Annotated in this window: 22 protein-coding genes, 1 tRNA gene and 1 pseudogene; 9 read left to right on the top strand and 15 right to left on the bottom strand. The window is 60.8% G+C overall.

What is annotated here, in order from left to right; genetic code table 11:
* Window positions 1-131 precede the first annotated feature (131 nt).
* Genes HMPREF3149_RS09400 through HMPREF3149_RS09415 form a run of 4 tightly spaced genes read left to right on the top strand, consistent with a single transcriptional unit; the run spans window position 132 to window position 5,924 of the window.
* Window positions 132-1,115 carry an ABC transporter permease gene (locus HMPREF3149_RS09400; protein WP_070537693.1) on the top strand — a complete coding sequence of 328 codons (984 nt, stop codon included), beginning with the start codon at window positions 132-134 and terminating at the stop codon, window positions 1,113-1,115.
* Window positions 1,116-2,201: an ABC transporter permease gene (locus tag HMPREF3149_RS09405; RefSeq protein WP_042532082.1), complete on the top strand. Its 1,086-nt coding sequence runs from the start codon at window positions 1,116-1,118 to the stop codon at window positions 2,199-2,201. It begins immediately after the preceding gene.
* Window positions 2,198-4,168: an ABC transporter ATP-binding protein gene (locus HMPREF3149_RS09410; RefSeq protein WP_070537696.1), complete on the top strand. Its 1,971-nt coding sequence runs from the start codon at window positions 2,198-2,200 to the stop codon at window positions 4,166-4,168. Before HMPREF3149_RS09405 ends, HMPREF3149_RS09410 begins: the two co-directional genes overlap by 4 nt.
* Window positions 4,169-4,223: 55 nt before the next feature.
* Window positions 4,224-5,924: an ABC transporter family substrate-binding protein gene (locus HMPREF3149_RS09415; RefSeq protein WP_070537699.1), complete on the top strand. Its 1,701-nt coding sequence runs from the start codon at window positions 4,224-4,226 to the stop codon at window positions 5,922-5,924.
* Between the two features lie 86 nt (window positions 5,925-6,010).
* Here HMPREF3149_RS09415 and HMPREF3149_RS09420 read toward each other — a convergent pair whose 3' ends face one another.
* From HMPREF3149_RS09420 to pflB, 4 genes and pseudogenes are all read right to left on the bottom strand, one after another.
* Window positions 6,011-7,201, bottom strand: a complete 1,191-nt coding sequence (locus HMPREF3149_RS09420; protein ID WP_042532088.1) for an SPFH domain-containing protein — start codon at window positions 7,199-7,201, stop codon at window positions 6,011-6,013.
* 131 nt (window positions 7,202-7,332) lie between these two features.
* On the bottom strand, window positions 7,333-8,583 hold the full coding sequence (locus tag HMPREF3149_RS09425; RefSeq protein WP_070537702.1) for an alpha/beta fold hydrolase: 1,251 nt from the start codon (window positions 8,581-8,583) through the stop codon (window positions 7,333-7,335).
* 4 nt (window positions 8,584-8,587) lie between these two features.
* Window positions 8,588-9,457 carry a pyruvate formate-lyase-activating protein gene (pflA, locus tag HMPREF3149_RS09430; RefSeq protein ID WP_070537704.1) on the bottom strand — a complete coding sequence of 290 codons (870 nt, stop codon included), beginning with the start codon at window positions 9,455-9,457 and terminating at the stop codon, window positions 8,588-8,590.
* A pseudogene (pflB, locus tag HMPREF3149_RS09440) lies at window positions 9,458-11,839 on the bottom strand (formate C-acetyltransferase). It abuts the gene before it with no gap.
* 328 nt (window positions 11,840-12,167) lie between these two features.
* Here pflB and HMPREF3149_RS09445 point away from each other — a divergent pair.
* Entirely contained in the window at window positions 12,168-14,135 is a 1,968-nt protein-coding gene (locus HMPREF3149_RS09445; protein ID WP_371440973.1) for a solute carrier family 23 protein, read from the top strand.
* Between the two features lie 87 nt (window positions 14,136-14,222).
* Here the strand turns inward: HMPREF3149_RS09445 and HMPREF3149_RS09450 are convergent, their stop codons facing one another.
* From HMPREF3149_RS09450 to HMPREF3149_RS09460, 3 genes are read right to left on the bottom strand one after another with little or no spacing between them, the layout of a single operon-like run.
* Window positions 14,223-14,828 (bottom strand): hypothetical protein, encoded by a 606-nt coding sequence (locus tag HMPREF3149_RS09450; protein WP_070537710.1) that lies wholly within the window; start codon window positions 14,826-14,828, stop codon window positions 14,223-14,225.
* 5 nt (window positions 14,829-14,833) lie between these two features.
* The gene (locus HMPREF3149_RS09455; protein ID WP_070537716.1) at window positions 14,834-15,190 is read right to left on the bottom strand and encodes a DUF3817 domain-containing protein; all 357 of its coding nucleotides are present in this window, start codon (window positions 15,188-15,190) and stop codon (window positions 14,834-14,836) included.
* Entirely contained in the window at window positions 15,187-15,585 is a 399-nt protein-coding gene (locus HMPREF3149_RS09460; RefSeq protein ID WP_042532104.1) for a hypothetical protein, read from the bottom strand. Before HMPREF3149_RS09460 ends, HMPREF3149_RS09455 begins: the two co-directional genes overlap by 4 nt.
* A 143-nt stretch (window positions 15,586-15,728) precedes the next feature.
* Here HMPREF3149_RS09460 and HMPREF3149_RS09465 point away from each other — a divergent pair.
* Window positions 15,729-15,810, top strand: a tRNA-Leu gene (locus tag HMPREF3149_RS09465).
* 62 nt (window positions 15,811-15,872) lie between these two features.
* Here the strand turns inward: HMPREF3149_RS09465 and rdgB are convergent.
* The 8 genes from rdgB to clpS all read right to left on the bottom strand — a co-directional run bounded on the left by rdgB (window position 15,873) and on the right by clpS (window position 21,414).
* On the bottom strand, window positions 15,873-16,484 hold the full coding sequence (gene rdgB, locus HMPREF3149_RS09470; RefSeq protein WP_070537719.1) for an RdgB/HAM1 family non-canonical purine NTP pyrophosphatase: 612 nt from the start codon (window positions 16,482-16,484) through the stop codon (window positions 15,873-15,875).
* Window positions 16,478-17,206, bottom strand: a complete 729-nt coding sequence (gene rph / locus HMPREF3149_RS09475; protein ID WP_070537721.1) for a ribonuclease PH — start codon at window positions 17,204-17,206, stop codon at window positions 16,478-16,480. The genes rdgB and rph overlap by 7 nt, the downstream gene beginning before the upstream one ends.
* Window positions 17,207-17,229: 23 nt before the next feature.
* On the bottom strand, window positions 17,230-17,997 hold the full coding sequence (locus HMPREF3149_RS09480; RefSeq protein WP_042532110.1) for an MBL fold metallo-hydrolase: 768 nt from the start codon (window positions 17,995-17,997) through the stop codon (window positions 17,230-17,232).
* Window positions 17,998-18,064: 67 nt separating this feature from the next.
* Complete coding sequence (gene murI, locus HMPREF3149_RS09485) at window positions 18,065-18,841, bottom strand: glutamate racemase (protein ID WP_042532112.1); 777 nt, start codon at window positions 18,839-18,841, stop codon at window positions 18,065-18,067.
* Window positions 18,841-19,563, bottom strand: a complete 723-nt coding sequence (locus tag HMPREF3149_RS09490; RefSeq protein ID WP_042532114.1) for a rhomboid family intramembrane serine protease — start codon at window positions 19,561-19,563, stop codon at window positions 18,841-18,843. Before HMPREF3149_RS09490 ends, murI begins: the two co-directional genes overlap by 1 nt.
* A 12-nt stretch (window positions 19,564-19,575) precedes the next feature.
* Window positions 19,576-20,523 carry a P1 family peptidase gene (locus tag HMPREF3149_RS09495; RefSeq protein ID WP_042532116.1) on the bottom strand — a complete coding sequence of 316 codons (948 nt, stop codon included), beginning with the start codon at window positions 20,521-20,523 and terminating at the stop codon, window positions 19,576-19,578.
* Between the two features lie 4 nt (window positions 20,524-20,527).
* The gene (locus HMPREF3149_RS09500; protein WP_042532118.1) at window positions 20,528-21,064 is read right to left on the bottom strand and encodes a DUF2017 domain-containing protein; all 537 of its coding nucleotides are present in this window, start codon (window positions 21,062-21,064) and stop codon (window positions 20,528-20,530) included.
* 14 nt (window positions 21,065-21,078) lie between these two features.
* Entirely contained in the window at window positions 21,079-21,414 is a 336-nt protein-coding gene (gene clpS, locus HMPREF3149_RS09505) for an ATP-dependent Clp protease adapter ClpS (RefSeq protein ID WP_070537723.1), read from the bottom strand.
* 92 nt (window positions 21,415-21,506) lie between these two features.
* On the opposite strand from clpS, the gene HMPREF3149_RS09510 reads away from it, so the two are divergent.
* From HMPREF3149_RS09510 to HMPREF3149_RS09520, 3 genes are all read left to right on the top strand, one after another.
* The gene (locus tag HMPREF3149_RS09510) at window positions 21,507-22,091 is read left to right on the top strand and encodes a spore germination YkwD domain-containing protein (protein WP_246819981.1); all 585 of its coding nucleotides are present in this window, start codon (window positions 21,507-21,509) and stop codon (window positions 22,089-22,091) included.
* A 41-nt stretch (window positions 22,092-22,132) separates the two neighbouring features.
* On the top strand, window positions 22,133-23,485 hold the full coding sequence (locus HMPREF3149_RS09515; RefSeq protein ID WP_201773952.1) for a nicotinate phosphoribosyltransferase: 1,353 nt from the start codon (window positions 22,133-22,135) through the stop codon (window positions 23,483-23,485).
* A gap of 48 nt (window positions 23,486-23,533) precedes the next feature.
* On the top strand, window positions 23,534-25,185 hold a 1,652-nt coding region (locus tag HMPREF3149_RS09520), incomplete at its 3' end, for an ATP-dependent DNA helicase (protein WP_070537725.1).

Consider the following 25,185-nt stretch of genomic DNA (forward strand, 5'->3'; position numbering starts at 1 on the left):
CCACGCCTCACATTTCTTTTAATATGTGACACAGCACCTAGACTGAGGTATAGGTCACATTAGTAATGCGCGTGCGCTACTGCTCTCATTGAGACACGCTTGCCGAATCAACTCCCTGCGAAGGAACCGTGATGTTCAAGTACATCATCAAGAAGACCGCCAGCTGGCTGGTTGTCATCTTCCTCGCGACTAACATCGCGTACCTCCTAGCCGCAACCTTTCTCGACCCCAGATCAAACTACATTGGCCGCAACCCTCCGCTCGGCCAGGAAGAGATAAATCGCATCCTCACCCCCCTCGGGCTTAACCCCGAAACCCCACTTTTGGAACGCTGGTGGGGCTGGCTCTCCGGCATCCTCTTCCATTGGGACTGGGGAACATCTCCGCTTGGTGACCCGGTCAGCGCGCAGATTGGCCACCGCGCTCTGGTCTCCGCCCAGCTTCTGCTTGTCGCTACGGTTCTGTCCGTCATCATCGGAGTCGGTCTCGGAGTTTACACCGCCTCCCGCCAGTACAAAGCAGCAGACCGCTTCTGGCAGGGTGTCTCTATCATCACGATGAACACCCACGTCGTCGTGGCCTCGATTCTGGTCGTCGCCGGAGGCCTCTGGATTAACCGCGTCACCGGTCACCGCGTTGTGTATGTCACCGGCGCTTCGAGCTTGGGCGTGGAAGGCTTCTTCCCCAGGCTGCTGGATATGGCGCAGCACCTCATTCTGCCGTCCATCTCACTCATCATCATCAGCTACGCCGGCTATCACATGATGCAACGCACCCTGCTCTTGGATAACTTGAATGCTGACTACGTGCGCACCGCCCGCGCCAAAGGTCTTACCCGTTCCCAGGCTATTCGCAAACACGCCCTGCGCACCTCCATCATCCCGGTAGCAACCTCCGTGGCCTTCTCCGTTCCCGGTATCTTCACCGGCGCCATCATGACGGAAACCATCTTCGCGTGGAAGGGCATGGGCCAATACTTCATCGAAACCATCAACCGCAATGACGTCAACGGCACCACCGCCGTCGCAGCTTTCGGCGCCGTCATGATTGCCTTCTCCGCAATCCTGGCTGACCTCGTCGTTGTAGCCCTCGACCCGCGAGTAAGGGTGAGTTAAATGACTCCAGAGAAGAAATCCACCTCCCCGCGCTCCGAGGCGCGCCAACCGCAGCGTTACCACCGCAACGACTTGGCAATCGATACCGCCGCGGACAACCTGGGCGTGCGTCCGCATGCCGCCACCGCAGACTATTCGCCGTCCACCGAACCCAGCGCCCAATCGGCACTTGGTGCCGGCGTCGACGTCGATGACGCGCAGCGCAAGCAATACACCAGCAAAGACTTCAGCGGAACCTCAAAGCTCACGCTGTACACGCGCCGCTTCTTCCGCAACAAGGCGGCAGCTGTCGGTCTTGTTATCTTCGTGCTGCTCGCCCTGCTGTCAATCTTCGGCAGCTACCTGACGCCCTGGGCATTCGACGATCCGGACTTCTTCAATTTGTCCACAGGTCCATCTTCCGAGCACTGGTTCGGTACCACGGACTCCGGAAATGACCTGTTTGCCCAGACCGTGCACGGACTTGGCCGCTCACTGATCATCGCGCTCATTGTGTCGCTGGTGTCCACCCTGCTCTCCGCCTTCATCGGTGCAGCGGCGGCAATGTATGGCGGCGCAGTGGAAAAGGTCATCTTGGCCGTTATCCACTTCTTGCTGGCCATCCCAACCTTCCTGTTGATCGCCTTGGTTGTCTCCGACTCCGGTGGTGACTGGAAGCTGCTCATTGTCGTCCTCATCGTCTTCGGCTGGATGTACCCGGCGCGTGTTATCTGGGCCATGGCGCTCAGCGTGCGCGAAAACGATTATGTGCGTGCTGCGGATTACATGGGCGTTTCTCGCTTCCGCACCATCTTCCGCCACGTCGTGCCCAACATCGGCTCGCTGCTCATCATCCAGGCAGCCTTGGGCGTGGTGTCCACCATCATGTCAGAAACCGCGCTGTCCTTCTTGGGCTTGGGTGTGAAGCTTCCCGACGTCTCCCTGGGAACCCTCCTTGCCGGCGGCGCCAATGCCGTCGAGGCTTCGCCCTGGCTCTTCTACTTCCCTGCCGGCATCCTCACTCTGCTCACCGTCTCCATGGCGTTCATCGCCGACGGTCTGCGCGATGCCATTGACCCCAACTCGAACTCCGGAGGCCGAGCATGACCCCGTCACAGACCGCAAACGCCGTCCCGATCGGAAACAGCGGCGAATCCTTCCCAGCCGCCGAACCGGTGCTGTCCGTCCGCAACCTCTCCGTCACCTTCCCGTCGGAAGCCGGCTCCGTTCACGCAGTGCGTGGCGTCGACTTCGACCTCATGCCAGGACGCACCTTGGCCATCGTGGGTGAATCCGGCTCCGGTAAGTCCGTCACCTCCCTTGCCGTCATGGGCCTGCTTCCGGGCTACGCCAAGGTGGAAGGCTCCGTGGTCTATGCAGGCACCGAGCTCATCGGCAAGTCGGACAAGGAGATGTCACAAATCCGCGGCAAAGACATCTCTATGATCTTCCAAGACCCACTGTCTTCCCTCACCCCGGTGTTCTCCATCGGCGACCAGCTCATCGAGGCCATCCAAACCCACCGCGATGTGTCGAAGCGCGAGGCAGAAAAGGAAGCCATCCGTTTGCTCAAGCTCGTGGGCATCCCAGAGGCTGAAAAACGTGTGAAGTCCTTCCCACACGAATTCTCCGGAGGCATGCGCCAGCGCGTGGTCATTGCCATCGCCATGGCCAACAACCCGCGCGTCATCATTGCCGACGAGCCCACCACAGCCCTCGACGTCACCATCCAGGCCCAGATCCTCGAGGTACTCAAGGTGGCGCAGCGCGAAACCGGTGCTGCTGTCATCATGATTACCCACGACATGGGAGTGGTGGCCGGCACTGCCGACGACGTCCTCGTCATGTACGCCGGCCGCCCGGTGGAGCTGGGCGATGTCGATACCATTTTCAACCGCCCCAAAATGCCCTACACCGTAGGCCTTCTCGGCTCCACCCCGCGCGTGGACAAGGCCACCGATGAGCCGCTCACGCCCATCGCCGGCACCCCGCCGCGCCTTATCGAGGTCGCTGCGGAGTGCCCCTTCGCCGACCGCTGCCCGGTGGTCCAACAAGAGTGCCGCACTCAGGAACCCGAGCTGCGCGCGCTTGGCGACGCCCCCGGCCACCACGCCGCCTGCCTTCGTTCCGACGAGATAGAAGGCGGCACCATCGGCGGCGAGCGCATGTACCCGCTGCCGAAGATTTCCGCCGATGCTTTGGGGGATACTCCGTACGACCAGCGCCCAGTCACCCTCGAGGTGAAGAACTTGGTCAAGGACTTCCCCCTCATCAAAGGTGCCATCCTCAAACGCCGCGTGGGCACCGTCCATGCGGTGAAGAACGTCAGCTTCGATGTTCACCAAGGCGAGTGCTTCGCCATCGTGGGCGAGTCTGGCTCCGGCAAGACCACCACCCTCCTGGAAATCATGGATCTCAACCCACCGGAGGGCTCCACCATCGTGGTCAACGGCACCAACACGTCGGGCCTAAGCTCCTCCGCACGGCGCAAGCTGCGCAAAGACATACAGATCGTGTTCCAGGATCCGATGAGCTCGCTCAATCCTCGCATGACCATCCGGGAGATCATCGCCGAGCCACTGGAGTCGCTGGGCTATGAGGGGGACGTCGGCCAGCGCGTGGGTGAGCTCATGCAACTCGTGGGCCTCGAAGCACACCAAGTGGACCGTTTCCCCGGCGCCTTCTCCGGCGGCCAGCGCCAGCGCATCGGACTTGCCCGTGCCCTAGCCACCAATCCCTCCATCGTGGTGCTCGACGAACCTGTCTCCGCACTCGATGTGTCCATTCAGGCCGGCATCATCAACCTGCTGCATGACCTGAAGAACCGCCTGGGCATCTCCCTGGTGTTCGTTGCCCACGACCTATCCGTCGTACGCCACCTCTCCGACAAGGTCGCGGTGATGTACAAGGGTGACTTCGTGGAATACGGCCCCACCGATGAGGTCTTCGACAACCCGCAACACGCTTATACCCGCGCGCTGCTCTCCGCCATCCCAGTGCCGGACCCAGCCGTGGAACGTGACCGGGTGCGCGAGATCTATCAACCCGCCGAACCCGCTGAAACCTCGGCCTAAAGACTTACAACTAAATACTCCCCGTCTCCATGTTTCCTCTTGAAAGGTCATCGATATGAACATGAAGCTCCGCAAGGCAACTCTCGCGGCGGTCACCGCCTCCGCCCTCATCCTCACCGGCTGCGCCTCCGATGGTGGCTCCGATAGCTCCAAGGACTCCAGCAACTCCGCCTCCGGCGAAAAGCTCGACGTCAAGCTGGACGGTTCCTACAACCCCAAGGACCGCTCCGAGCTGAAGGAGGGCGGCGAGCTACGCCTAGCTATCGACGAGATCTCCCAGCAGCAAAACCCCTTCCAGGCCGACGGGACCCGCTACACGAGTGACGTCTGGAAGTACTACAACCCGCAGATCGGCCTCTTCGACGGCGCGGGTGAATTCCACGTCAACAATGACTACATCACGGATGTTAAGGACGAGGAGAAGGACGGTAAGACCGTCGTCACCTTCACTATCCACGAGAAGGCTCAGTACAACGACGGCACCCCGATTGACTGGAAGGCCTTCGAAAACACCTGGAAGTTCAACAACGGTGAGAACAAGGAGGCCAACGTCTCCTCCACCGATGGCTACGAACTCATCGAGTCCGTGGAGCCGGGCGAGAACGACAAGCAGGCCGTCATCACCTTCAAGCAGACTTACCCCTGGTGGCAGGGCCTCTTCAACATCCTGCTCCCACCGCAAGTGGATTCCACGGAGAAGTTCAACGAAGCCTACCTGGGCAAGGTTCACCCCGAGTGGGGTGCAGGACCGTACAAGGTAGACAACGTGGACTTCCAGAGCGGTACCGCGACCTTCGTCCCGAACGAGAAGTGGTGGGGGGACAAGCCTTTCCTGGAGAAGGTGACCTACCGCCAGATGGAAGATCAGGCCTCCATTAACGCGTTCAAGGCCGGCGAAATCGACGCCACCGGTGTGGGCAACAAGGAGCGCTTGGCTGCGGTCAAGGACATGCAAGACATTGAGATCCGCACGGCCATGGCGCCGTCTAAGTCTCTCTTCACGCTCAATGCCAAGAACGAGATCCTCTCTGATATCAAGGTCCGCGAGGCCATCATGTCCGGTATCGACCGCTCGACGTTGTCCGGTATCCGTTTCAACGGCCTCAACGGCTACACCGAAGACCTCCCCGGTTCCTTCAACCTGTACCAAACCCAGAAGGGCTACGAGGATAATGTGGGAGCCGTCATCAAGTTCGACGCCGACAAGGCCAAGTCCCTCCTCGATGAAGCAGGCTGGAAGGAAGGCAGCGACGGCATCCGCGAGAAGGACGGCACGAAGCTGTCCATGCGCTATACCCTGATCGGTGACTCCTCCATCTCCAAGGCTATAGCTACCGCTACCCAGAAGATGATGAAGGATATCGGCGTGGACCTGAAGGTAGAGGAGCGCCCGTCCTCCGACTTCTCCGAGATCACCTCGAAGTATGACTTCGACATCCTGCCCATGGGCTTCTCCTCGGGCGACCCCTTCGGTGTGGCCTACTTTGGCCAGGTCTATCGCTCCGGCTCCCAGCTGAACCGCTCCGGTACCGGTACCCCGGAATTGGACAAGAAGATCGATGCGCTGTCCCAGATTGCTGACCCGGATGAGCAGATCAAGGAATCCAACAAGCTGGAAAAGGAAGCTTTGGCCCAGTACGGCATCATTCCGATCTACAACGGCCCCGCCATGGTGGCCACCCACCCGGACATCGCCAACTTTGGAGCGAACTCCTTCGCCATCATCGAGGTGGAAAACATCGGCTACACCAAGTAGCTAACAGCTGAATACGCGTCATGTAAGGCATAAGAAGAGGGCCTTCCCAATTCCTGGGAAGGCCCTCTTCGTGGTGTCTAGGCGGCTTAGTTGCCCTTATTGAGCTGGTTGCGCAGTTGATCAAAGTAATCGCGTGCGCTCTGCGGCTGCGCAGTGCCCTGCGGCGGAGGCGGGAAGCCCGGCAACTGGCCAAAGCCCTGCTGAGCGCCCCTTACCTTCTCTTGAGCCTGCTGCTGTGCACGCTTGGCCTGCTCCATCATCTCGGCGTCGCGGCTAGCGCGCTCATCGCGCTCACGGCGCTCCTTCTCCTCGCGGCGACGACGTGCTGCCGCGGTTTCTTCACGGCTGTGCTTAGCCTCGCCCGCCGGAACGGTAGGCTTCGGGGCGGAGTTAATGGCGTTGGTGGACAACAGCGTATCGCGCATGCCGCTGAAGAGATCCTGCATACCAGCAGGGTTTGACGGCATGTAGAGCACGTTCGTGTGGGCGCGGTCAGCCACGTCCACCATGGCGTCAAGGTACTGAGAGACCAGCATGAGTGTCTCCGGGTTCTCCTCGACACCAGCGGCACGCAGCAGCTCATACTGCTGAGCAATACCTTCGACGATCTCCTTACGTTGGTCAGCCACACCGCGACCCTGCAGCTTCTTGGCCTCGGCCGCACCTTCGGCTTCCTTGACTACGCGGATCTTCTCAGCCTCCGCCTGAGCCACGGCAGCCTCACGTTCGCGTTGCGCGGCGTTAATAGAGTTCATGGACTCGCGCACGCGGGCATCCGGGCGGATATCGGTGACCAGGGTATTGACGAAGTTCCAGCCGTAGGCGGCCATGTTATCCCGCAGGGACATCGCCACGTTGCGCGCGATGGTGTCCTTGGACGAGAAGGAATCATCCAGGTTCATGTTCGCCACGGAGGAACGGACGTTGTCCTGGACATAGGCCACAATCTGCTGTTCATGGTTAGACAACGTGTAGAAGGCCTGGCGTTCAGCGCCCTGAACAACCTCGTATTGGACGGCGACCGGAATCTGGACGAAGACGTTATCCTTCGTCTTGGTCTCCACCATGACATCGAGCTGGCGGATTTGCAGGCTGATCTTTGCGCGGACACGGTCAACATACGGCACTTTGAGGTGCAGACCAGCGTGGGCAACGTTGACAAACTTACCCATACGCTCGATAATGGCGGCTTCCTTCGTACGAACGATAAAAAAGCCGTCAAAGACGGTGGCAGCGATGATCAACAGGATCACGCCAATGACAATCAAAGGTCCCATGAACTAGCCTTTCTAGGATCACTTCACTTTCCGCAACTATTTTGCCACAGCGTGATGCCCGCCACGAGGCCATGCGGATCACTCCCCAAGAATCGTTGCCAAGTAGTAATACGCTCCGCCCCGAGCATGCTCTAGCGCTCGTCCGCCAAGCGAAACAACTCGCCGAGAATTCCCGCGCCATCTTCGCTGATTCCGTTGTGCTGGAAGCGGTTGGTCACCATCGGGCGGAGGTCACGAAAAGTGTGACCCGTAGCGAGAGAATCCTCGAAGGGGACGAAGATATCGTCGAGGTAGATGGCGGCAGCGGCGATGAGAGGGGCGTCGGCAAGCACAGCGGCGTCATACGGTGAGCTCGTCCATTCGTGGGCAGCGAGCTCCCCGGCCGCCTGTTTGAATGGGCGCAGCGCTGGATCCTCATCGAACTGCCAGGGAAAGACATGCTCACCGGTGAGGTAGGTGCCGTCCTCGGCGAACTCGGGGAATTCCTCACGCATGCGGTGCGCCGCCCACCCTGTGACGGACTGGCCACCGACGCCGCCGTAGATGGACTCATGAATCGCCGCGTACAACGGCCCAGCCTGGAAGCTCACCCTCTGCCCCACGTCCAGAAGAAAGTCCGAACGCAGGCGCTTCTGCCCGCCCACGGTCCGGAAAGGATCCTCCAGCAGGTAGCCCAGCGCATCGAACCCGGCACCACGGCCCAGCTCAATGCCGATGGTGCGGAAACGGCGCGAGGACAGACGCTCGCCCGTGGGCAAGAATTCCTCCGAATTGTCCAGATGGTGCAGAATCTCCTCGATACGAGCCTGCGCCCACGGGAACTGCGCGGTGAAGCGATCGTGGCGCACCTTGAGCTTGGCAAAGGTAGTGCGGTACAGATCGTCCGCGCCCTTGGTCAGGGTGGGCAGACCACCGGTCAGGAAAGCGCGGCCAATAGATTCCGGGTACATCGACGCATAAGCGGTGATGATGAAGCCACCGAAGGACTGGCCGAAAAGATCCCAGCGCTCCTCCCCTAAGAATTCGCGCAAACGCTCGGCATCCCGAACGATATTCTCTTGGCGCAACTGGGCTAAGCGTGTGGCGGTGCGGTCCTCAGCAGGACTCAACTCATCAATCCGGTGACTGCGTCCAGTACCGCGCTGATCCATGAGGATCCAACGGTAGCGCTCAAGGCCCTTCCCAATGAGCCCAGAAGCGCCAGTTGGCCGCGGAGACGGGAAACCCGGCCCGCCCTGGTTATAGAGCAGTGCCGGGTAATGCTCACCGCCCGGCGGGACAATCTCGCGAGCATAGAGCTCGAAGGAACCCGCAGTGGGGTCCGTGTAGTCCCATGGGACGGTGAGTGTGTGTTCCTTGATGGTGTGGCCGAAGCGTTTCATGCCTCTAGTAGACCACGAAACCCTCCTCGCGGAATGCATCGCGGATCTTCTCGACGTCTTCCGGCTTCGGGGGCTTAGTGTCCTCCAACGTGTATGGATAGCCCAACTCGCGCCATTTGTCCGCACCCATGTTGTGGAAAGGCAGGACCTCGACGCGCTCGACGTTGCTCTTCCACCGGGAGACAATCTTGACCACGTTGGCGACGTTTTCGGGGGAGTCGGTAAGCCCCGGCACCACCACGAAACGGATCCACACTGGTTTGCCAATCTCATTGAGGCGGTCACCGAAATCGATGGTCGGCTGCAGCTCGCGGCGCGTGACCTCCTTGTAGGTGTCCTCGTCACCCGCCTTGACGTCCAAAAGCACCAGGTCGATATTGTCCATGTCCTCATCGCGCACGCGTGAGCCTAGGTACCCCGACGTGTCAATCGTCGTGTGAATACCGGCGTCATGGACCTCTTTGAGCAGGCGCCGGGTGAAAGCGATTTGGAACAGCGCCTCGCCACCCGACAAAGTCAGTCCGCCGCCGGAGGCATTGAAGACAGGCTTATAACGCTTAATGCGCTTCACCACATCGTCGATGCGCTCCAGGGTGCCGACCTTCATCTCCATCGTGTCGGGGTTGTGGCAGTACTGGCAGCGCAGCGGGCAGCCCGACATGAACATGGTCATGCGGGTTCCAGGGCCGTCAACGGCGGTCACCAACTCCCAGGAGTGGACGAGGGCGATGTCGCCAGAGCGACGTGCCTGCATCAACTCGGGGCGGGTGATGTCATCGAGGTTATTATCCGTGCCCAAACCGGCGGCGGCGCCGCGCACCTTGTCTCCCTCTTCAGGGGAAAGGTGGACGACGCCGGTAATGCCATCTGCCATTTAGGAGCCCTGGTGGAAGGTACGGGAGATGACGTCGAGCTGCTGCTCGCGGGTCAGCTTGACGAAGTTGACCGCGTAGCCAGAGACGCGAACGGTGAGGTTCGGGTACTTCTCCGGGTGCTCAACGGCGTCCTCGAGGGTGGACTTATCCAGCACGTTGATGTTGGCGTGGTAGAGACCCGAGTCCATGTTGTTGGCGCTGCGGTTGGCCTTCATGGTAGCGAGACGCTCGTCGAAAGTTGGGGTAGCCATGATGTGTTCTCCTTTGGGAAGTGGTGTGAAAGAGGTTTACTTGGAATCCATGATGAAGCCGGCGTCGAGGACACCCACCAGGTTGGTGATGCGCTCCTCAGGCGTGCGGCCCAAGCCGGACGGGGTGATGGTGTTCGTCAGCGAGATGCCGTCGAGCGCATCCTTGTAGTCCAGCTTGCCCACGGACAGCATGGACGCAACCATGCCGTGGTTGTCCGCACCGTTCTCCGGGTTTGCGCCCGGGGCGAACGGAGTACCAGCCTCGTGGCCGGACGGGAAGGAACCGGTGGCCTTACCGTAGACAACGTTGGAGGTAATGGTCAGCACGGACTGGGTCGGGATGGCGTTGCGGTACATCGGGATGGCCTTAATCTTTGCCATCACCGTGTGGACGATAGTGGCGGCGATGTCATCAGCGCGGTCATCGTCGTTTCCGTAGAACGGGAAGTCACCCTCCGTCTTGTAGTCCACGATAAGTCCGGTCTCATCACGGACCGGGTATACCTTGGCGTACTTGATGGCGGAGAGGGAGTCAGCCACGATGGACAGACCGGCGATACCGCAGCCCATGGAGCGCACGATGTCAGAATCGTGCAGCGCCATCTCGACAGCCTCGTAGGCGTACTTGTCGTGGCAGTAGTGGATGATGTTGAGGGCCTCGACGTAGGTTCCGACAACCCAGTCCAGCATCTCCTCGTACTTCTGCCAGACCTCATCGAAGTCGAGCGGGCCATCACCCTGGATAGCCTCGTAGCCATCCACCACCTGCTTGCCGCTGACCTCATCGCGGCCACCGTTGATGGCGTAGAGCAGGGCCTTGGCGGCGTTCACGCGAGCGCCGAAGAACTGCATTTGCTTACCGACGGCCATCGGGGACACGCAGCACGCAATTGCCGCGTCGTCGCCCCACTGCTCACGAATCTGCTTGTCAGACTCGTACTGGATGGAGGAGGTCTCAATCGAGATGTGGGCACAGAATTCCTTGTAGCCCTCCGGAAGCTGCGGATCCCAGAAGATGGTGATGTTCGGCTCCGGGGACGGGCCAAGGTTGACCAAGGTCTGCAGGAGGCGGAAGGAGGTCTTGGTGACCATGTGGCGGCCATCGCTGCCGAAGCCAGCATCGGTCCAGGTTGCCCAGTAGGGGTCACCGGAGAAGATCTGGTCATAGTCCTCGGTACGCAGGAAGCGCACGATGCGCAGCTTGAGCACCAGTTGGTCGATGATCTCCTGGGCATCTTCCTCAGTGATGATGCCAGCGGCAAGGTCACGCTCGAAGTAAACGTCGAAGAAGGCGGAGAGGCGGCCGATGGACATCGCGGCGCCGTCCTGGGACTTGATGGAAGCCAGGTAGCCAAAGTAGGTCCACTGCACTGCCTCGTGAGCGGTCTTCGCCGGCTTGGAGATGTCAAAGCCGTAGGACTCAGCCATCTTCTTGAGCTTCTTCAGGGCCTTGATCTGCTCGGAGTGCTCCTCACGGTAGCGAGCCCAGTGCTCGGAGAATCCAACATCGCCCACTGCATGCTTGGATGCTTCCTTCTCAGCGATGAGGTAGTCCACACCGTAGAGAGCCACACGGCGGTAGTCACCGATGATGCGGCCGCGGCCATAAGCATCCGGCAGACCAGTGATGATGTGGGAGGAACGAGCAGCGCGGATGCGTGGGGTGTAAATATCGAAGACGGCGTCGTTGTGAGTCTTGCGGTAGCGGGTGAAGATCTTCTCCACATCCGGGTCGACTTCCTTGCCAGCCTCGAAAATGGCCTGCTTGACCATGCGCCAGCCGCCGTACGGCATCATGGCGCGCTTGAGCGGGCTATCAGTCTGCAGACCGACGATGACGTTGTCATCCTCACAGATGTAGCCAGCTGGGAAGGCATCGATGTCCGTCGGGGTATGGGTGTCCACGTCGAAGATGCGCTTCTGACGCTCAACGGACAGGTAATTTTCCTCCAGATGGTCCCAGACGCGCTTGGTCTTCTCGGTCGGACCGGCGAGGAAGGAAGCATCTCCGTCGTACGGGGTGTAGTTGCGCTGAATGAAGTCGCGGACATCGATTCCCTCGGTCCACGGGCCTTCTTCAAAGCCCTTCCAACCCTCAAACTGCACGGATTGCTCAGTTGCGGTGGTCACTATAATGACTCCCTTCGTAGTTCACACGACGTGTTGAAATCTGTCGCAGAAGGGCTACGGGTGACGCCAGCTCACGGGTAAATCGATCAACACGTTCGTCACCGAACCCCTCTCTGTAGCCCATAGTAGGGGCAAAGCCGGGATAGCTCATATCTCGCTTTTTATGTTCCAGATCACTAACGCTTGTCGTTTCGAGCACCCCACTGGTCATCGCTGTCAAAAGAAACGACCGTACTATTTGCACCGGGGGTAAATCACCCCCTGACGTGGCGTTTAACACACGTTTCTGGCTCGATCTTGGTGCGTGTCTGTGCCGCGCTCTATTGTTATGCGCAGTATCTTCATCTCGCCCTCCACCAAGGAGCTTTTCAGCGTGTCTGACACCGCCGCCACCGCCAGCCCAACCACTGTTCCAGTGCATCCCGTGGATGCCGTTCCACCGGCTCCCAAACTGGCGGCGCTCGGCCTCCAGCACGTCCTAGCCTTCTACGCCGGCGCTGTCATTGTGCCGCTGCTCATCGCCGGCTCCCTCGGCCTGGATGAAGCGACGACCATTCACCTCATCAACGCGGACCTGTTGACCTGTGGTCTGGCGACGTTGATCCAAGCGGTGGGCGTCGGCAAGCACATTGGCGTTCGCTTGCCCATCATCCAGGGCGTGACCACCACCGCGGTGAGCCCCATCATCGCCATCGGCATGAGCGCGGGTGAGCAGCCTCTGCCCACCATTTACGGCGCGATTATTGCCACCGGTGTCTTCACATTCCTCGCCGCACCGGTTTTTGGACGCGTCCTCAAATACTTTCCGCCGATCGTCACCGGCACCGTGCTGCTCGTGATGGGTACGTCCCTGCTGGCGGTCTCAGCCAATGACTTCATCAATTACGCCGAGGGGGTTCCTGCCTCACGCGATCTTCTGTATGGCTTCGGCACGCTCGCCATCATCATTATCGTCCAACGCTTCTTCCGTGGCTTCCTGGGAACGCTGTCAGTACTGCTGGGGCTGGTGATCGGTACCGGCGTGGCCCTCGCGTTGGGTGACACGTCCTTCGACGGCGTTCGTGAGGCCGATGCCATCGGCGTGACCACGCCCTTCTACTTCGGTATGCCGAAGTTCGACATCATTGCCATTCTTTCCCTCATCATCGTCATGATCATCACGATGGTGGAGACCACCGGTGATGTTTTTGCCACCGGTGAGATTGTGAAAAAGCGAATCAAACGTGACGATGTTGTCCGTGCGATTCGCGCCGACGGCCTCTCCACCACCCTCGGCGGTGTGATGAACTCCTTCCCCTACACCTGCTTCGCGCAAAACGTCGGCCTCGTGCGCCTCACCGGCGTGAAGTCACGCTGGGTTGCCGCCTCGGCCGCAGGCTTCATGATTGTGCTGGGCCTGCTCCCCAAGGCTGCGGCCATCGTCGCCGCTATCCCCTCCCCCGTTCTGGGCGGTGCTTCCCTGGCACTCTTCGCCAACGTCGCGTGGGCCGGCCTGCAGACCATTGCAAAGGAAGACATTGCTGACGGACGCAACGCCGCCATCGTCACCACTGCACTGGGGCTGGCTATGCTCGTCACCTTTAAGCCCGACGTGGCTGAGGCCTTCCCGGAGTGGGCGCGCATCTTCGTCTCCTCCGGCATGTCCATCGGTGCAATCACCGCCATTCTGCTCAACCTACTGTTCTTCCACATCGGCACGCAGTCTGGTGACGACATCAGCCGCATCGACGGCGCCGGTGTCTCACTCAAGGAACTCAACGCGATGGAGCGCGAGGACTTTGTCGGTGCGCTACGCCCGCTCTTTAACAATGAGACCTGGCCGCTCGAAGCAGCGTGGGAATCCCGTCCCTTCGCCGATGTCAGCCAGTTGCGGGAAGCCATTCAGGTCGCCGTGCTCACCGCGTCGCGCGAGCAGCGCCGCACCCTTATCCACGACTACCCCGCAATGGATGAACTGCTCTTGGCCGATGCCGACACCGCAGCAACCATCTCCGCCGACCGCGGCTCACTAGCCCTTGATGACCTCGATGACGTGCAGACGCAGCAGCTTATCGACGTCTCCCAGGCCTACCGCGAACGCTTCGACATGCCCTTCGTTGCCTACCTGGACACCAACGATTCCGCCGACCGTGTCATCGACGAAGGCGTGCGCCGCCTGGCCAACTCCGATGAGTTAGAGCAGCGTGTCATCCTGAGCGAAATCATCGAGATTGCCAATGACCGCTTCGACATCCTCCTCGCAGACGCCAACCCGGTGCGCGCCTACTGGGACCGCAAGTTCACCGAGGTCGAATGAACATAGTTCATTCGACGACAAGCAGGTCATTCGACGACAAGCGGGTCATTCGACGGTGAGGAGGACACTCCACGGGGAGACGTGGGGCTATTTGAATGTCATGGTGACGTGGGCCTCTGGGTCCACGCCCCGGATAATGCCCTCGTAAAAGGCTCGGGCCTGGTCTTGGAGTAGCTCCCGATTGTCGTTGATGTCCTTGCGCTTCTTATCGGCGCTCAACACATCAGACACCGTGGACGCGGCATCCAGCGGCTGCGTGGTCCAGCTCAGCACACCATTGTCCTCCACCGCAGTCTTGAACTCTTCATCGCTGTGACCGATGAAAATGAACTCAGGGATGTCAACGGTATAAGCATGCTCGCTCGTCTCGGTGACGCGGACATCCTTGCCTTCGATGCCGAGCTTGGCTTTATAGGAGTACTGGACAAATTGGGTACGGTCAGTCCATGGAACTCGCACACCAAAGACCTCACCAGCGGAAGACTTTTCCGCCAAACCTTGGATCCCGAGGCTAAGCAAGACAACCTGTTCCTGCCGTTCCACGGCCGTGACAACCTGTGAGTTCATGGACTCCACTGGGGCCGTATAGACGTCATGTGGCTGGCGAACAGCATAGACGCCCAAGCCAGCGCAGACTAAAGAAAGAAGCACCACGATAGCAATGAGCATGGTGCTGAGTTTGCGGCTCGTCATGGATCTTAGAGCTGGAACTGCTCAGTTACTTCAATGCGGCGCTTGTGCTCCATCCAGAAGGACAAGAACGGCACCGTGCCGGCCAAAGCAGTGGTGATGAGCTTGCTTACCGGCCACAGTGCACGCGGTCCAAGAAGCAAGATGGAGACCAAGTAGACCGTGTAGGCCACACCATGTGCCTGGGCAATGAGGGTGGCCCAGGAAGGCATCTCCATGCCCACGCCGTACTGCAGGATCATACGCACCACGAGAATGAGCAGGAAAATACCCGTAATCGTAGCGGCGATGGAAAAGAACTTCAGCGGACCGCGGATACGCTCCTTGCGGTCTGGATGCACGGCATTGGTCGCTGGGTTGCTCATAGATTCTCCTCTTCGGTGCCGCGACGGCGGCGCTGTTTATTCATGGCATTAAAAGTCTCGACGTCCACCTGCGGCCGGGGCGGCAGAAAATCCTCGTCGATCTTAGTCACCTGCTGTTCCTGCGCGGCGTCCTTGGGCGTGGCTTCATATTGGGCAGGCTCCTGCCCCATTTCGAGGGCCTCATTCTCCGCATCAATGCGTTCGTTCTCATAGCGCATCGCGGTGCGATAGGCATAGACCACAAACACGGCAAAGAGCGGCCACTGGAAGGCATAGCCTAGGTTCTGGAAGGTACCCGATCCAGATTTAAAGCGCGTCCACTGCCAATACGCGAGGAACAAAAAGAGCACGACGAAAAACACGATGAGGACGATATGCCACCATCGGGCCTTCATCTTCTTTCGCGGGGCTTGGTTGGTGCTCACGCGTATCAGCCTACCCACCTCGATCTGAAAAGTGGATTTCCGTCGATGGCCTGCCGCCCTGTATGCTATTCAGCGTTGCTTCGAGCACACTGTGCTCTGTGGCAATTGTGTTTGCGCCCGTGGCGGAATTGGCAGACGCGCTAGATTTAGGTTCTAGTGTCTTATGACGTGTGAGTTCAAGTCTCACCGGGCGCACGCTTTCACGGCCCGTGCGAGGATTCTTTCCTCCGCACGGGCCGTTCTGGCTCAACGCATGATTAGGCTTGGCCGGCGAGGGCTGCAAGGGGATCGCGCAGCTGGGCCAGAGCACGGCCGCGGTGCGACACAGCGTTCTTTTCTTCCGGGGACATGTCGGCTGCGGAGCGCTCCTCGCCTTCGGGCTGGAAGAGAGGGTCGTAGCCGAAGCCATTCTCGCCCTGCGGCGCAGTGAGAAGGGAACCAGGCCAGCGGCCTTCCACCACGTGCTCCTGACCGTCTGGGGTCACAAGTGCACACACCGAGACGAATGCTGCTGCGCGGCGCTCAGCCGGAACGTGGGCCATCTGCCCCAGTAAAAGGCGGTTATTCGCCTCGTCATCACCGTGGCCGCCAGACCAGCGCGCCGAAAGAACACCCGGCATACCGTTGAGTTCCTCGACGGCGAGGCCGGAGTCATCAGCAATCGTAGCCAGGCCGGTGTGCTCCACCCCGGCGCGAGCCTTGATCAGAGCGTTGTCGGCAAAAGTACGGCCATCCTCAACTGGCTCCGGGTAGAACTCCACCGCGGACAGCGGAAGAAGCTCGATACCCGCGATGCCCGCCTCTGCCAGAATCTTTTCCAGCTCTTTAAGCTTCTTGGTGTTATTGGAGGCAACGAGAAGCTTTACCATCCCAGGGCCGCCTTCTGGGCCTCAATCAGCTGCGCGCAGCCGGTCTGGGCTACGTCGAGCATGTCGTTGAGCTCTTGGCGGCCGAAGAGGCCGTGCTCACCGGTGCCCTGGATTTCCACGAAGTCGCCGCCTTCCTGCATGACCACGTTGAGATCCACCTCGGCCCGGGAGTCCTCCTCATAAGGCAGGTCCAGGCAGACGTGCCCATCGATGATGCCCACAGAGACTGCCGCGATCGGGTCAAGCAGGGGCTCGCCTGGTACAACGCCCTCTTCTTTGAGGTATGCAATCGCATCAGCCAAAGCCACGTAGGCTCCCGTAATGGATGCGGTGCGGGTACCGCCATCAGCTTGGAGTACGTCGCAATCCAGCTGGATGGTGTTTTCGCCCAACTCAGACAGGTCAACGGCAGCACGCAAGGAGCGCCCCACCAGACGAGAAATCTCGTGGGTACGGCCCTTGACCTTGCCCTTCATGGATTCACGCGGCATGCGCTCATGCGTGGACGACGGCAGCATGGAGTACTCGGCAGTGAGCCATCCCTCGCCGGAATCCTTCTTGAAGCGGGGTACTCCGAACTCGACGGAGGCGGTGCACATGACGCGGGTGTTGCCGAACTCCACGAGGACCGACCCAGCCGGGTTGGTGGTGAAGTTGCGGGTAATGCGGACGCTACGGAGTTGGTCGAGCGCGCGACCATCAGCACGAGTGAAATCAGTCATGCCCCCTACCCTACCGTCAGGCCTTAGAGCTCAAACTCCATCCCGGACGCACCGAGGACGATCTCACCGTCAAACTCGCGGGCCGCGGCCGCATAGGTAGCGGCGGCGTCGCCCCACGGCTGCAGGTGAATGAGCACGAGCTTCTTAACTCCGGCCTCGCGGGCGAGACGGCCGGCTTCGGCGCCGGACATATGCATGTCCGGTGCTTTGTCCTCCGAGGTTTCGCCCCATGCGGCTTCACAAAGGAAAATGTCGGCGCCGCGGGAGGCATCGACAAGCGCGGGCGTATAGGCCGAGTCCGCGGAGTAACACAAGGTGGCCCCACTTTTCGCGTGCTCCATGCGCAGTGCGTACGTCTCTACCGGGTGGACGGTGCGGAACGGGGTGATAAAGACATCGTCGACAAGCTGGCGCTCGCGGTCCACCCAGGGACTGAACGCGAAGGTATCACTCATGTCATCCACGCCCTCGGGGTCATCCGAGGACAACCGGCCCAAATGGGATTCCGTACGCTTCGGACCGAGGCAGAAATTGCGAGAAGCTGCCGGCGCCGTGGGATGGAAGCGGCGCCACACCATCAGCGAAGGGAAGTCCAGGCAGTGGTCTGCATGCAGGTGGGTCAACGCCACGTGGGCATCACACGGATCTTGATGTTCCTGCAGGCGAGCAAGGGTGCCAGGGCCCAGATCCATAACGATGGACGGGGCAGAGTCGAAAGACACGAGGTAGCCGGAGGCGGGGTTACCGATAGTCGGCACCGAGCCGGAACAGCCTAGGATGGTCAACTTCATGCGTTCAATAGTCCCACGAAACAAAGCGGATTGCTGGATTTGCGTCGATTGTACCTGTTGAGTCCCGCTAAATCTGGGGTCCCAAGAAGCGGGTAGCCAGCTGGGAGAACGACTCATGGTCACCGGTGCATTCAAAGCTGCGCGTCGGTGTATGCCCCTGAGGCGCCAGCATGTCTGTTGTGGTGAGAATGCGCATGACATCCTTCGCTGTCTCCTCCGCGGAGGACACGAGCGTAACGTTGTCACCGATGGCCAGCTGGATAACCCCGGTGAGCAGCGGGTAATGCGTGCAGCCCAACACGAGCGTGTCCACCCCCGCGGATTGCAAAGGCGCGAGGTAGCCCTCCGCCACCCCCAGAATCTGGCGGCCGGCCGTAATACCGCGCTCCACAAAATTCACGAAGTCCGGGCAGGCCACGGAAAACGATTCAACATGGGGGTTGACCGCGAACAGGTCCTGATAGGCACCGGAGTTGATGGTGCCCTCAGTACCGATGACACCAATCTTGCCGTTGCGTGTCGTGGCGATGGCTCGGCGCACGGCCGGGCGGATAACCTCAACGACGGGGATGCTGTAGCGCTCGCGGGCGTCGTGAAGAAAGGCGGCAGTGGCGGTGTTGCAGGCAATGACGAGCATTTTGCAGCCGCGCTCCACAAGCTCATCCGCAATGGCCGTGGACAACTCACGGACCTGGGCAATCGGCCGCGGGCCATACGGCGCATGGGCGGTATCACCGATGTACATGATGGACTCGTCCGGCAGCTGCTCAATGATGGTGCGCGCCACGGTCAACCCGCCCACCCCCGAATCGAAGATGCCGATGGGGGACGATGCATCAGGCATTAGCGCATCCCTGCCCTAGGCGTCGGCGTAACCTTCTTGATCGGGTCATCGGAGGTAATCACCATGCCCGCCACGATGCCACCGATCGCACCGAAGAGGTGTCCTTGCCAGCTCACGCCCTCATAAATAGGCAGCACACCCCAAATGAGACCGGAGTAGGCAAAGCCCAAACCAAGACCGACAAGGAATTGCGTCAGCGACCGGTTAAAGATGCCGCGGACGATGAGGTAAGACAACCAGCCATAGACCATGCCCGAGGCACCAATGTGGGAGGTACCCGGCCCGCCCAGAAGCCACGTGCCGACGCCCGCAATGAGCACGACGATGATGGTGACCTCCCACCACGCCTTGCGGCCGGACAGACCGATCAGGAAGCAAAACACCGCACCTGGTAGGGAGTTTCCAATGAGGTGCTCAAAGTTCGCGTGCAACAGCGGCGCGGTGAAAATTCCCCAAATGCCGTTGAAGTCCAACGGGTGAATGCCGTATTGACCCAGCCCGTTGCGGAAAACGAGGAAGTTGATGATGTGGATAACCCACTCAACGACCAGGAACCCCACGGTCAGAGTTGCGGCCGTCTTGAGCCTCCCGGTGCGCGTGTAATTCTTCGAATCACCCGAATTCACGGTGCGCTGGTGGCTCACCCCGGGGCTTCCCGGGATGGGTTGGAAGGGGTTGGTCTGATGGGAATTCTTCTGGCCGAACGGTCCATTGCTCGTCATAATGTCCCAACTTTAGCAAGCCAACAGCGATGAGTACGCCTCTAAGCCCAGCCCCGGGGAGGCGCTCACCACGGCATCCACGATTGCGGCCTCGACAGCATCTGCCGCCGCGGCGCTCAAGGTAGCGAGAACCTCAGAGTCTACGTCGGAGGCGGTTCCCGCCGCGCTTGACGACGCCGCGAAGATCGCATCACCATCCAGTGGCGAGTGCGCCGGGCGCACCGCACGCGCAATACCATCGTGGCCGGCCAAGGCTAAACGCTTGGCCTGAGCCTTGGTGATGGGTGCATCTGTGAGCACAGCCCCGATGGTCGTGTTGAGGTGGGCCTCCGCCAGGCTCTGTGCGGCGGCGAAGCGCTCCACGTCCACGGGGGTTTTCTCCGGAGCTCCGAACAGCCGGCCGGTCTCACCATCGATGACGTTACCCACGGGGTTGGCCACGATGACGGCGGCAAGGGTGTAGGGGGAGACGTCGATAAGCGCTATGCCCACTCCCCCGCGCACCTTGCCTGCGCACGCCCCCACCCCTGCACCCACGCTGCCTGTAGAGGCGTCATGACCGCTCAATGCGCTGCGCAAGGCCGCTGCACCATCCTCCGCGGTAGGGCGCTGCGGGCCAGCCAACAGATCGAAGATGACCGCACCGGGCACGATAGGCACGCGTGGGCCCGGCTTGTCCTCGCCAAAGACGGGAAAACCGACCCCGGCCTCCGCAAGCTCGCGCATGACTCCGTCCGCGGCTGCCAAGCCAAAAGCCGAGCCGCCGGCCAACACTAGGGCGTGGATACGCTCGACGGTATTGTGCGGCTCCAACAAGTCTGTCTCGCGCGTGCCGGGGCCGCCGCCGCGCACGTCAACGCTGGCCACTGCGCCGTGCTCGCCACAATAGATGACGGTAACCCCAGTATCCTCGCGCGTGGCGTGGCCGACAGAAAATCCGATCTCGGGCAAACTCCGCATGGGCTTAATCCAGAATGACGTTGAGCAAAGAGTCCTGGCAGAAGGCCAGCCACTCGACGAGGGTGTCGCGGTCTGCGCCCTGGGAATGGTCATCAAGATCCCCCGCCGCAACGAAAAGACGCAAATCATTGAGTCCGGCGAGGAAGGCGTGGGCCTCCTCCTCACTGACGGTGACCTCCACGCCACCGGTGGGGCCTAGCGCCTCGTTGATGATTTGGAGGTTTTCCAGCTTGGCGCGGGCAATATCATTCTCGTGCAGCGAGCGCAGCAGGGAATTATCACCATCGAATTCCTCATCGCCGGGCTTCTGGAAATCCGGGAAGAGGCGAGCCAGCGAAGGATCCTCCGGGGCCTCCGTGTGACCGGTGGGCATATCTACAAGGTCCGCCAATTCATCCTTCGGCGCGGACTGGGCGCGGGCGATGATGGCTTCGGAGACCGTCGCGGTGAGATCCCCAATGACCTCGCGCTCCATTGGCTCGAAAACAGCGGTGAACTTAGCACCGCGCATGAGAGACTTTTTCTTCTTCCACGCCTGCATACTGTTTCTTCTCCTTAGCCCGCCTGCTGCATCGTGGCCCACAGGCCGGCGACCTGGAGCTTCTTCACATCGGCCTCAACCTTATCGCGCTCACCGCTAGACACGGCGGCTTTACCTTCGGTGTGGACCTGCATCATGAGTTCGTTAGCCCGCTTCTTGTCATAGCCCAGGACCGTCTGAAAGACATAGGAAACGTAGCTCATGAGGTTGACGGGATCATCCCAGACGATGCACATCCACGGCAGGTTTTCGCTCGTGGCAACGTCGACCTCAATAGCCTCATCCAGTTCCGGGGTGGCCATGGGCGAACTCATTACCACGCCCGCGGAGGTTTCTTGGTGCGCATTCATGCCCTCCACCCTAGCCAAAAAATCCGGCGTTGTGAGCCGCTATACTAGCGGGGACTCAATATGTGACTTCACTTCCAGATGGCTGCACTTCGATGAACACTTTTCTCCTCCCCACCGTCGTGACGGATCTCCTCGCCGGACGCGGCCCGGCCAAAGATGACCTCGTGCTGCTCCTGAAGCGTGTCCTGACTGCCGTCGTCTTCGGTGGCACCCTTGTTACCGCGATCATCAGCCTGACTAGTCCCTCACAGGATGGCAGCTCGAAGGACACTCCGGCCCCCGAACCGGCACCAGCAGCGTGCGACTATGAGCTCCCTGAGGTTTACGTGCAGCGTCAGCTCCAGGATATTCAAACTGACCTCATCGAGGCCCTCAATGAGTGGCGCAAGGAAGACAATCAAGGGCCCCTGCTGCCGTGGATCGAACGCCAGACCGCTGCTCGCGAAAAGGCCGAATGCAACGCGGTGACACACAGCCAGAAACCTGCGGATGAGAATGTTCAGATGGTGCAGCACCACCTTCCGCTCGACCAAGCCAGCGGCTATGAATTTGTCGAGGCCTTCCGCCAGTCCCCCTCCCACCTTGCTGCGCTTCGGGATCGCCGCATGAGCACCGCCGCCGTCGGCGTGGCCTACAGTGACGGCGAAGTCTACGTAGTCATCCAGCTCGAAGAATAGTTTTACTGAATTTTCGCGGCACACTGAGTAGCATCTTTGATGTGACTAATACCTCAGAACACGTTGTGGAGACCGGAAGCGCTCCTTCTGACCGTTCCACGGCCCTCCTCACCGACAAATACGAGTTCACCATGCTGCAGGCAGCGCTCCGTGATGGCTCTGCACACCGCACAGTTGCCTGCGAGGTCTTTGCTCGCCGCCTGCCCAACGAGCGGCGCTATGGCGTCGTCGCTGGAACCGAGCGCGTGCTGCGCGCGGTGCGAGACTTCCGCTTCACAGCCCAGCAGCTGGCAGAGATGGATTTCCTCGATGAGCAGACCAAGGACTACCTGGCCAATTATCGTTTCTCCGGTCAGATTGATGGTTATCGCGAAGGCGAAATCTATTTCCCTTACTCCCCGCTGTTGACGGTGCGCGGTACCTTCGGTGAGTGCCTCATCCTGGAGACGGTCCTCCTCTCCATCATGAACTCTGATTCCGCAGTGGCCTCCGCGGCATCTCGCATGGTCGTAGCGGCTGATGGCCGCCCGATCATTGAAATGGGTTCGCGCCGCGCGCACGAGTATGCCGCAGTGACTGCCGCGCGCGCTGCCTACCTGGCGGGCTTCGAGGCCACCTCTAACCTGGAGGCGGGCTACCGCTATGACATCCCAGTATCGGGAACTGCTGCGCACTCCTGGACGCTGGCCCACGTCAACGAGGATGGCACCCCCAATGAAGAGGCTGCCTTCCGCGGCCAGATCGAGACCCTCGGTGTGGACACCACGCTGCTCGTCGATACCTATGACATCACCAAGGGGGTGGAAACCGCCGTGAAGGTTGCGGGCCCAGAACTCGGCGGTGTCCGCATCGACTCCGGTGACTTGGCTGCGGTTACCCGTCGCGTACGCGCGCAGCTCGATGACCTGGGAAACCACAACACCAAGATCGTGGTCTCCTCCGATCTCGATGAGTTTGCCATCGCTGGTCTCCGCGGCGACCCGGTCGATGTCTACGGCGTGGGCACCTCCGTGGTCACTGGTTCCGGCGCTCCAACCGCAGGCATGGTTTACAAGGTCGTCGAGGTCGATGGCCATCCGGTGGCCAAGCGTTCTTCCTCCAAAAAGTCTCGCGGTGGTTCCAAGCGCGCGCTGCGCACGTACCGCTCGTCCGGCGTGGCCGTCGAGGAGCTCGTGCTGCCTTTCGACGCCCAGGATCCGGACACCGGCACCCTGAGCACCCGCGAGATGACTGTTCCTCTCATGCGCGACGGCGAGATTGTGGAGGGCCTGCCTACCCTCCATGAATCCCGCGAGTACCTGGCTCAGGCCATCACCACCCTGCCGTGGGAGGGCCTGGCGTTGACCCGTGACGAGCCGGCGGTGCCCACCCGCTTCATCGGGTTCGACTCCTAGCCACCCGCCGTCGCAGCATGGCGTGCGAGTAGCACTACACTGGGGCAAATGGACGAGCACTCAGCAACGGTTGAACTTCTCGACGCCGCCGTCGCCGCCCTAGGTGGTGCGCGCCGCGAGGGCCAAGTGCGTATGGCCACTGCGGTGGCCTCCGCGTTGGAGAAGGAGCGCCACCTCGCGGTGCAAGCAGGTACCGGTACAGGTAAGTCCTTGGCTTACCTGGTTCCCGCCTTCCGCCATGCGCAGGAAACCGGCAGCACCGTCATCGTCTCCACCGCAACGCTGGCCCTGCAGCGCCAGCTCGTGGAACGCGATCTTCCGCGCCTAGCCGAGGCCCTCGAACCGCATCTGGCGAAGAAACCTACCTTCGCCATCATGAAGGGCCGCTCCAACTACGTCTGCCTCAACAAGGTATCTCGCGCCTCCGAGTTGGAGAGTGAGGATACCTTGCTCGACGCCGACTCCCCCTCCGCCCTCGGCCGCCACGTCCAGCGCGTCTACGAGTGGGCCGAAGACACCGAGACTGGTGACCGCGAGGATCTCGAACCGGGCGTGCCGGACTTGGCGTGGCGCCAAGTCTCAGTGACCTCCGCCGAGTGCTTGGGCGCGACGCGCTGCCCCCACGGCGAAGACTGCTTCGCGGAACTGGCGCGGCGCCGGGCTGCCGATGTCGACGTTGTCGTGACCAACCACGCCCTTCTGGCTATCGACGCCGTCGCAGATGTGAACATCCTGCCTGAGCATGACGTCGTCATCATCGACGAGGCGCATGAGCTCGATGGCCGCATCACGTCGGTCTCTACCGCGGAAATCACCGGCCGTGCGCTCAAGATGGCAGCTACCCGCGCCAAATCGCTGGGCGCCAATGGAAAGGACCAGCGCCTCACTGAACAGGCCGCTGAGCTCACCCAACTGCTCGGTGAATTTCTCCCGGGCCGCTGGACAGACCTTCCCGAGGAAGCCAAGCAGCAGCTCATGGCCTTGGCGGACACGTTGTCCTCCTGCCGCGACACTATTGCCCGTACCCCGGAGGGCGAGCAAGCGTCCGATCCTGAGAAGTTTGCTGAGCGCCAGAACCTAGCCAATCATTTGAGCACCCTGGTGGAGGCCATTGCCCGCATACTTGATGTCTTCGCCACCGGGGACCCAGCTGCCCACGCCGACGTGGTGTGGCTGGAGCGCGATGAGCGCACGCTCACCGATACCCTCGCCGTCGCTCCGCTGTCCATCGCGGGCATGCTCCATGAGAAGCTCTTTGGCGAGCAGACCGTCGTGCTGACCTCGGCCACGCTGGCTTTGGGTGGGCGGTTTGATGCCATGGCAGCGCAGTGGGGTCTACCGAAGGGCACGTGGGATTCCCTCGACGTGGGCTACCCCTTTAATCCCGCCCGCAGCGGCATCCTCTATACCGCGAGCCACCTGCCACAGCCAGGTCGCGATGGTCTATCCCCGGAAACTCTCGAGGAGATCCGCGAGCTCATCATGGCCGCCGGCGGGCGCACCTTGGGGCTCTTTTCCTCCCGCCGCGCTGCCCAGCAGGCGGCGGAGGCGCTCAAGCCGAAGATTCCCTTCGACATTTTCCTGCAAGGAGAGGATTCCATCGGCGCATTGGTGGACAAGTTCACCAAGAACGAGAACTCGTGTCTCTTCGGCACGTTAAGTCTATGGCAGGGCGTCGACGTGCCCGGCCCCTCCTGCTC

The sequence above is a fragment of the Corynebacterium sp. HMSC05E07 genome, assembly GCF_001807225.1.
GTDB classification, from domain to species: Bacteria; Actinomycetota; Actinomycetes; order Mycobacteriales; family Mycobacteriaceae; genus Corynebacterium; species Corynebacterium singulare.

Bases quoted from the DNA above. Each gene is read 5' to 3' on its own strand.
- HMPREF3149_RS09445 (WP_371440973.1), top strand. From the start codon at position 12,168: ATGCGCAGTATCTTCATCTCGCCCTCCACCAAGGAGCTTTTCAGCGTG.
- rdgB (WP_070537719.1), bottom strand. From the start codon at position 16,484: ATGGTAAAGCTTCTCGTTGCCTCCAATAACACCAAGAAGCTTAAAGAG.
- clpS (WP_070537723.1), bottom strand. From the start codon at position 21,414: ATGAATGCGCACCAAGAAACCTCCGCGGGCGTGGTAATGAGTTCGCCC.
- HMPREF3149_RS09490 (WP_042532114.1), bottom strand. From the start codon at position 19,563: ATGACGAGCAATGGACCGTTCGGCCAGAAGAATTCCCATCAGACCAAC.
- HMPREF3149_RS09500 (WP_042532118.1), bottom strand. From the start codon at position 21,064: ATGCAGGCGTGGAAGAAGAAAAAGTCTCTCATGCGCGGTGCTAAGTTC.
- HMPREF3149_RS09495 (WP_042532116.1), bottom strand. From the start codon at position 20,523: ATGCGGAGTTTGCCCGAGATCGGATTTTCTGTCGGCCACGCCACGCGC.
- HMPREF3149_RS09420 (WP_042532088.1), bottom strand. From the start codon at position 7,201: ATGGGACCTTTGATTGTCATTGGCGTGATCCTGTTGATCATCGCTGCC.
- pflA (WP_070537704.1), bottom strand. From the start codon at position 9,457: ATGGCAGATGGCATTACCGGCGTCGTCCACCTTTCCCCTGAAGAGGGA.
- HMPREF3149_RS09405 (WP_042532082.1), top strand. From the start codon at position 1,116: ATGACTCCAGAGAAGAAATCCACCTCCCCGCGCTCCGAGGCGCGCCAA.
- HMPREF3149_RS09480 (WP_042532110.1), bottom strand. From the start codon at position 17,997: ATGAAGTTGACCATCCTAGGCTGTTCCGGCTCGGTGCCGACTATCGGT.
- HMPREF3149_RS09400 (WP_070537693.1), top strand. From the start codon at position 132: ATGTTCAAGTACATCATCAAGAAGACCGCCAGCTGGCTGGTTGTCATC.
- HMPREF3149_RS09460 (WP_042532104.1), bottom strand. From the start codon at position 15,585: ATGAAGGCCCGATGGTGGCATATCGTCCTCATCGTGTTTTTCGTCGTG.
- murI (WP_042532112.1), bottom strand. From the start codon at position 18,841: ATGCCTGATGCATCGTCCCCCATCGGCATCTTCGATTCGGGGGTGGGC.
- HMPREF3149_RS09450 (WP_070537710.1), bottom strand. From the start codon at position 14,828: ATGACGAGCCGCAAACTCAGCACCATGCTCATTGCTATCGTGGTGCTT.
- HMPREF3149_RS09410 (WP_070537696.1), top strand. From the start codon at position 2,198: ATGACCCCGTCACAGACCGCAAACGCCGTCCCGATCGGAAACAGCGGC.
- HMPREF3149_RS09510 (WP_246819981.1), top strand. From the start codon at position 21,507: ATGAACACTTTTCTCCTCCCCACCGTCGTGACGGATCTCCTCGCCGGA.
- rph (WP_070537721.1), bottom strand. From the start codon at position 17,206: ATGACTGATTTCACTCGTGCTGATGGTCGCGCGCTCGACCAACTCCGT.
- HMPREF3149_RS09425 (WP_070537702.1), bottom strand. From the start codon at position 8,583: ATGAAACGCTTCGGCCACACCATCAAGGAACACACACTCACCGTCCCA.
- HMPREF3149_RS09415 (WP_070537699.1), top strand. From the start codon at position 4,224: ATGAACATGAAGCTCCGCAAGGCAACTCTCGCGGCGGTCACCGCCTCC.
- HMPREF3149_RS09455 (WP_070537716.1), bottom strand. From the start codon at position 15,190: ATGAGCAACCCAGCGACCAATGCCGTGCATCCAGACCGCAAGGAGCGT.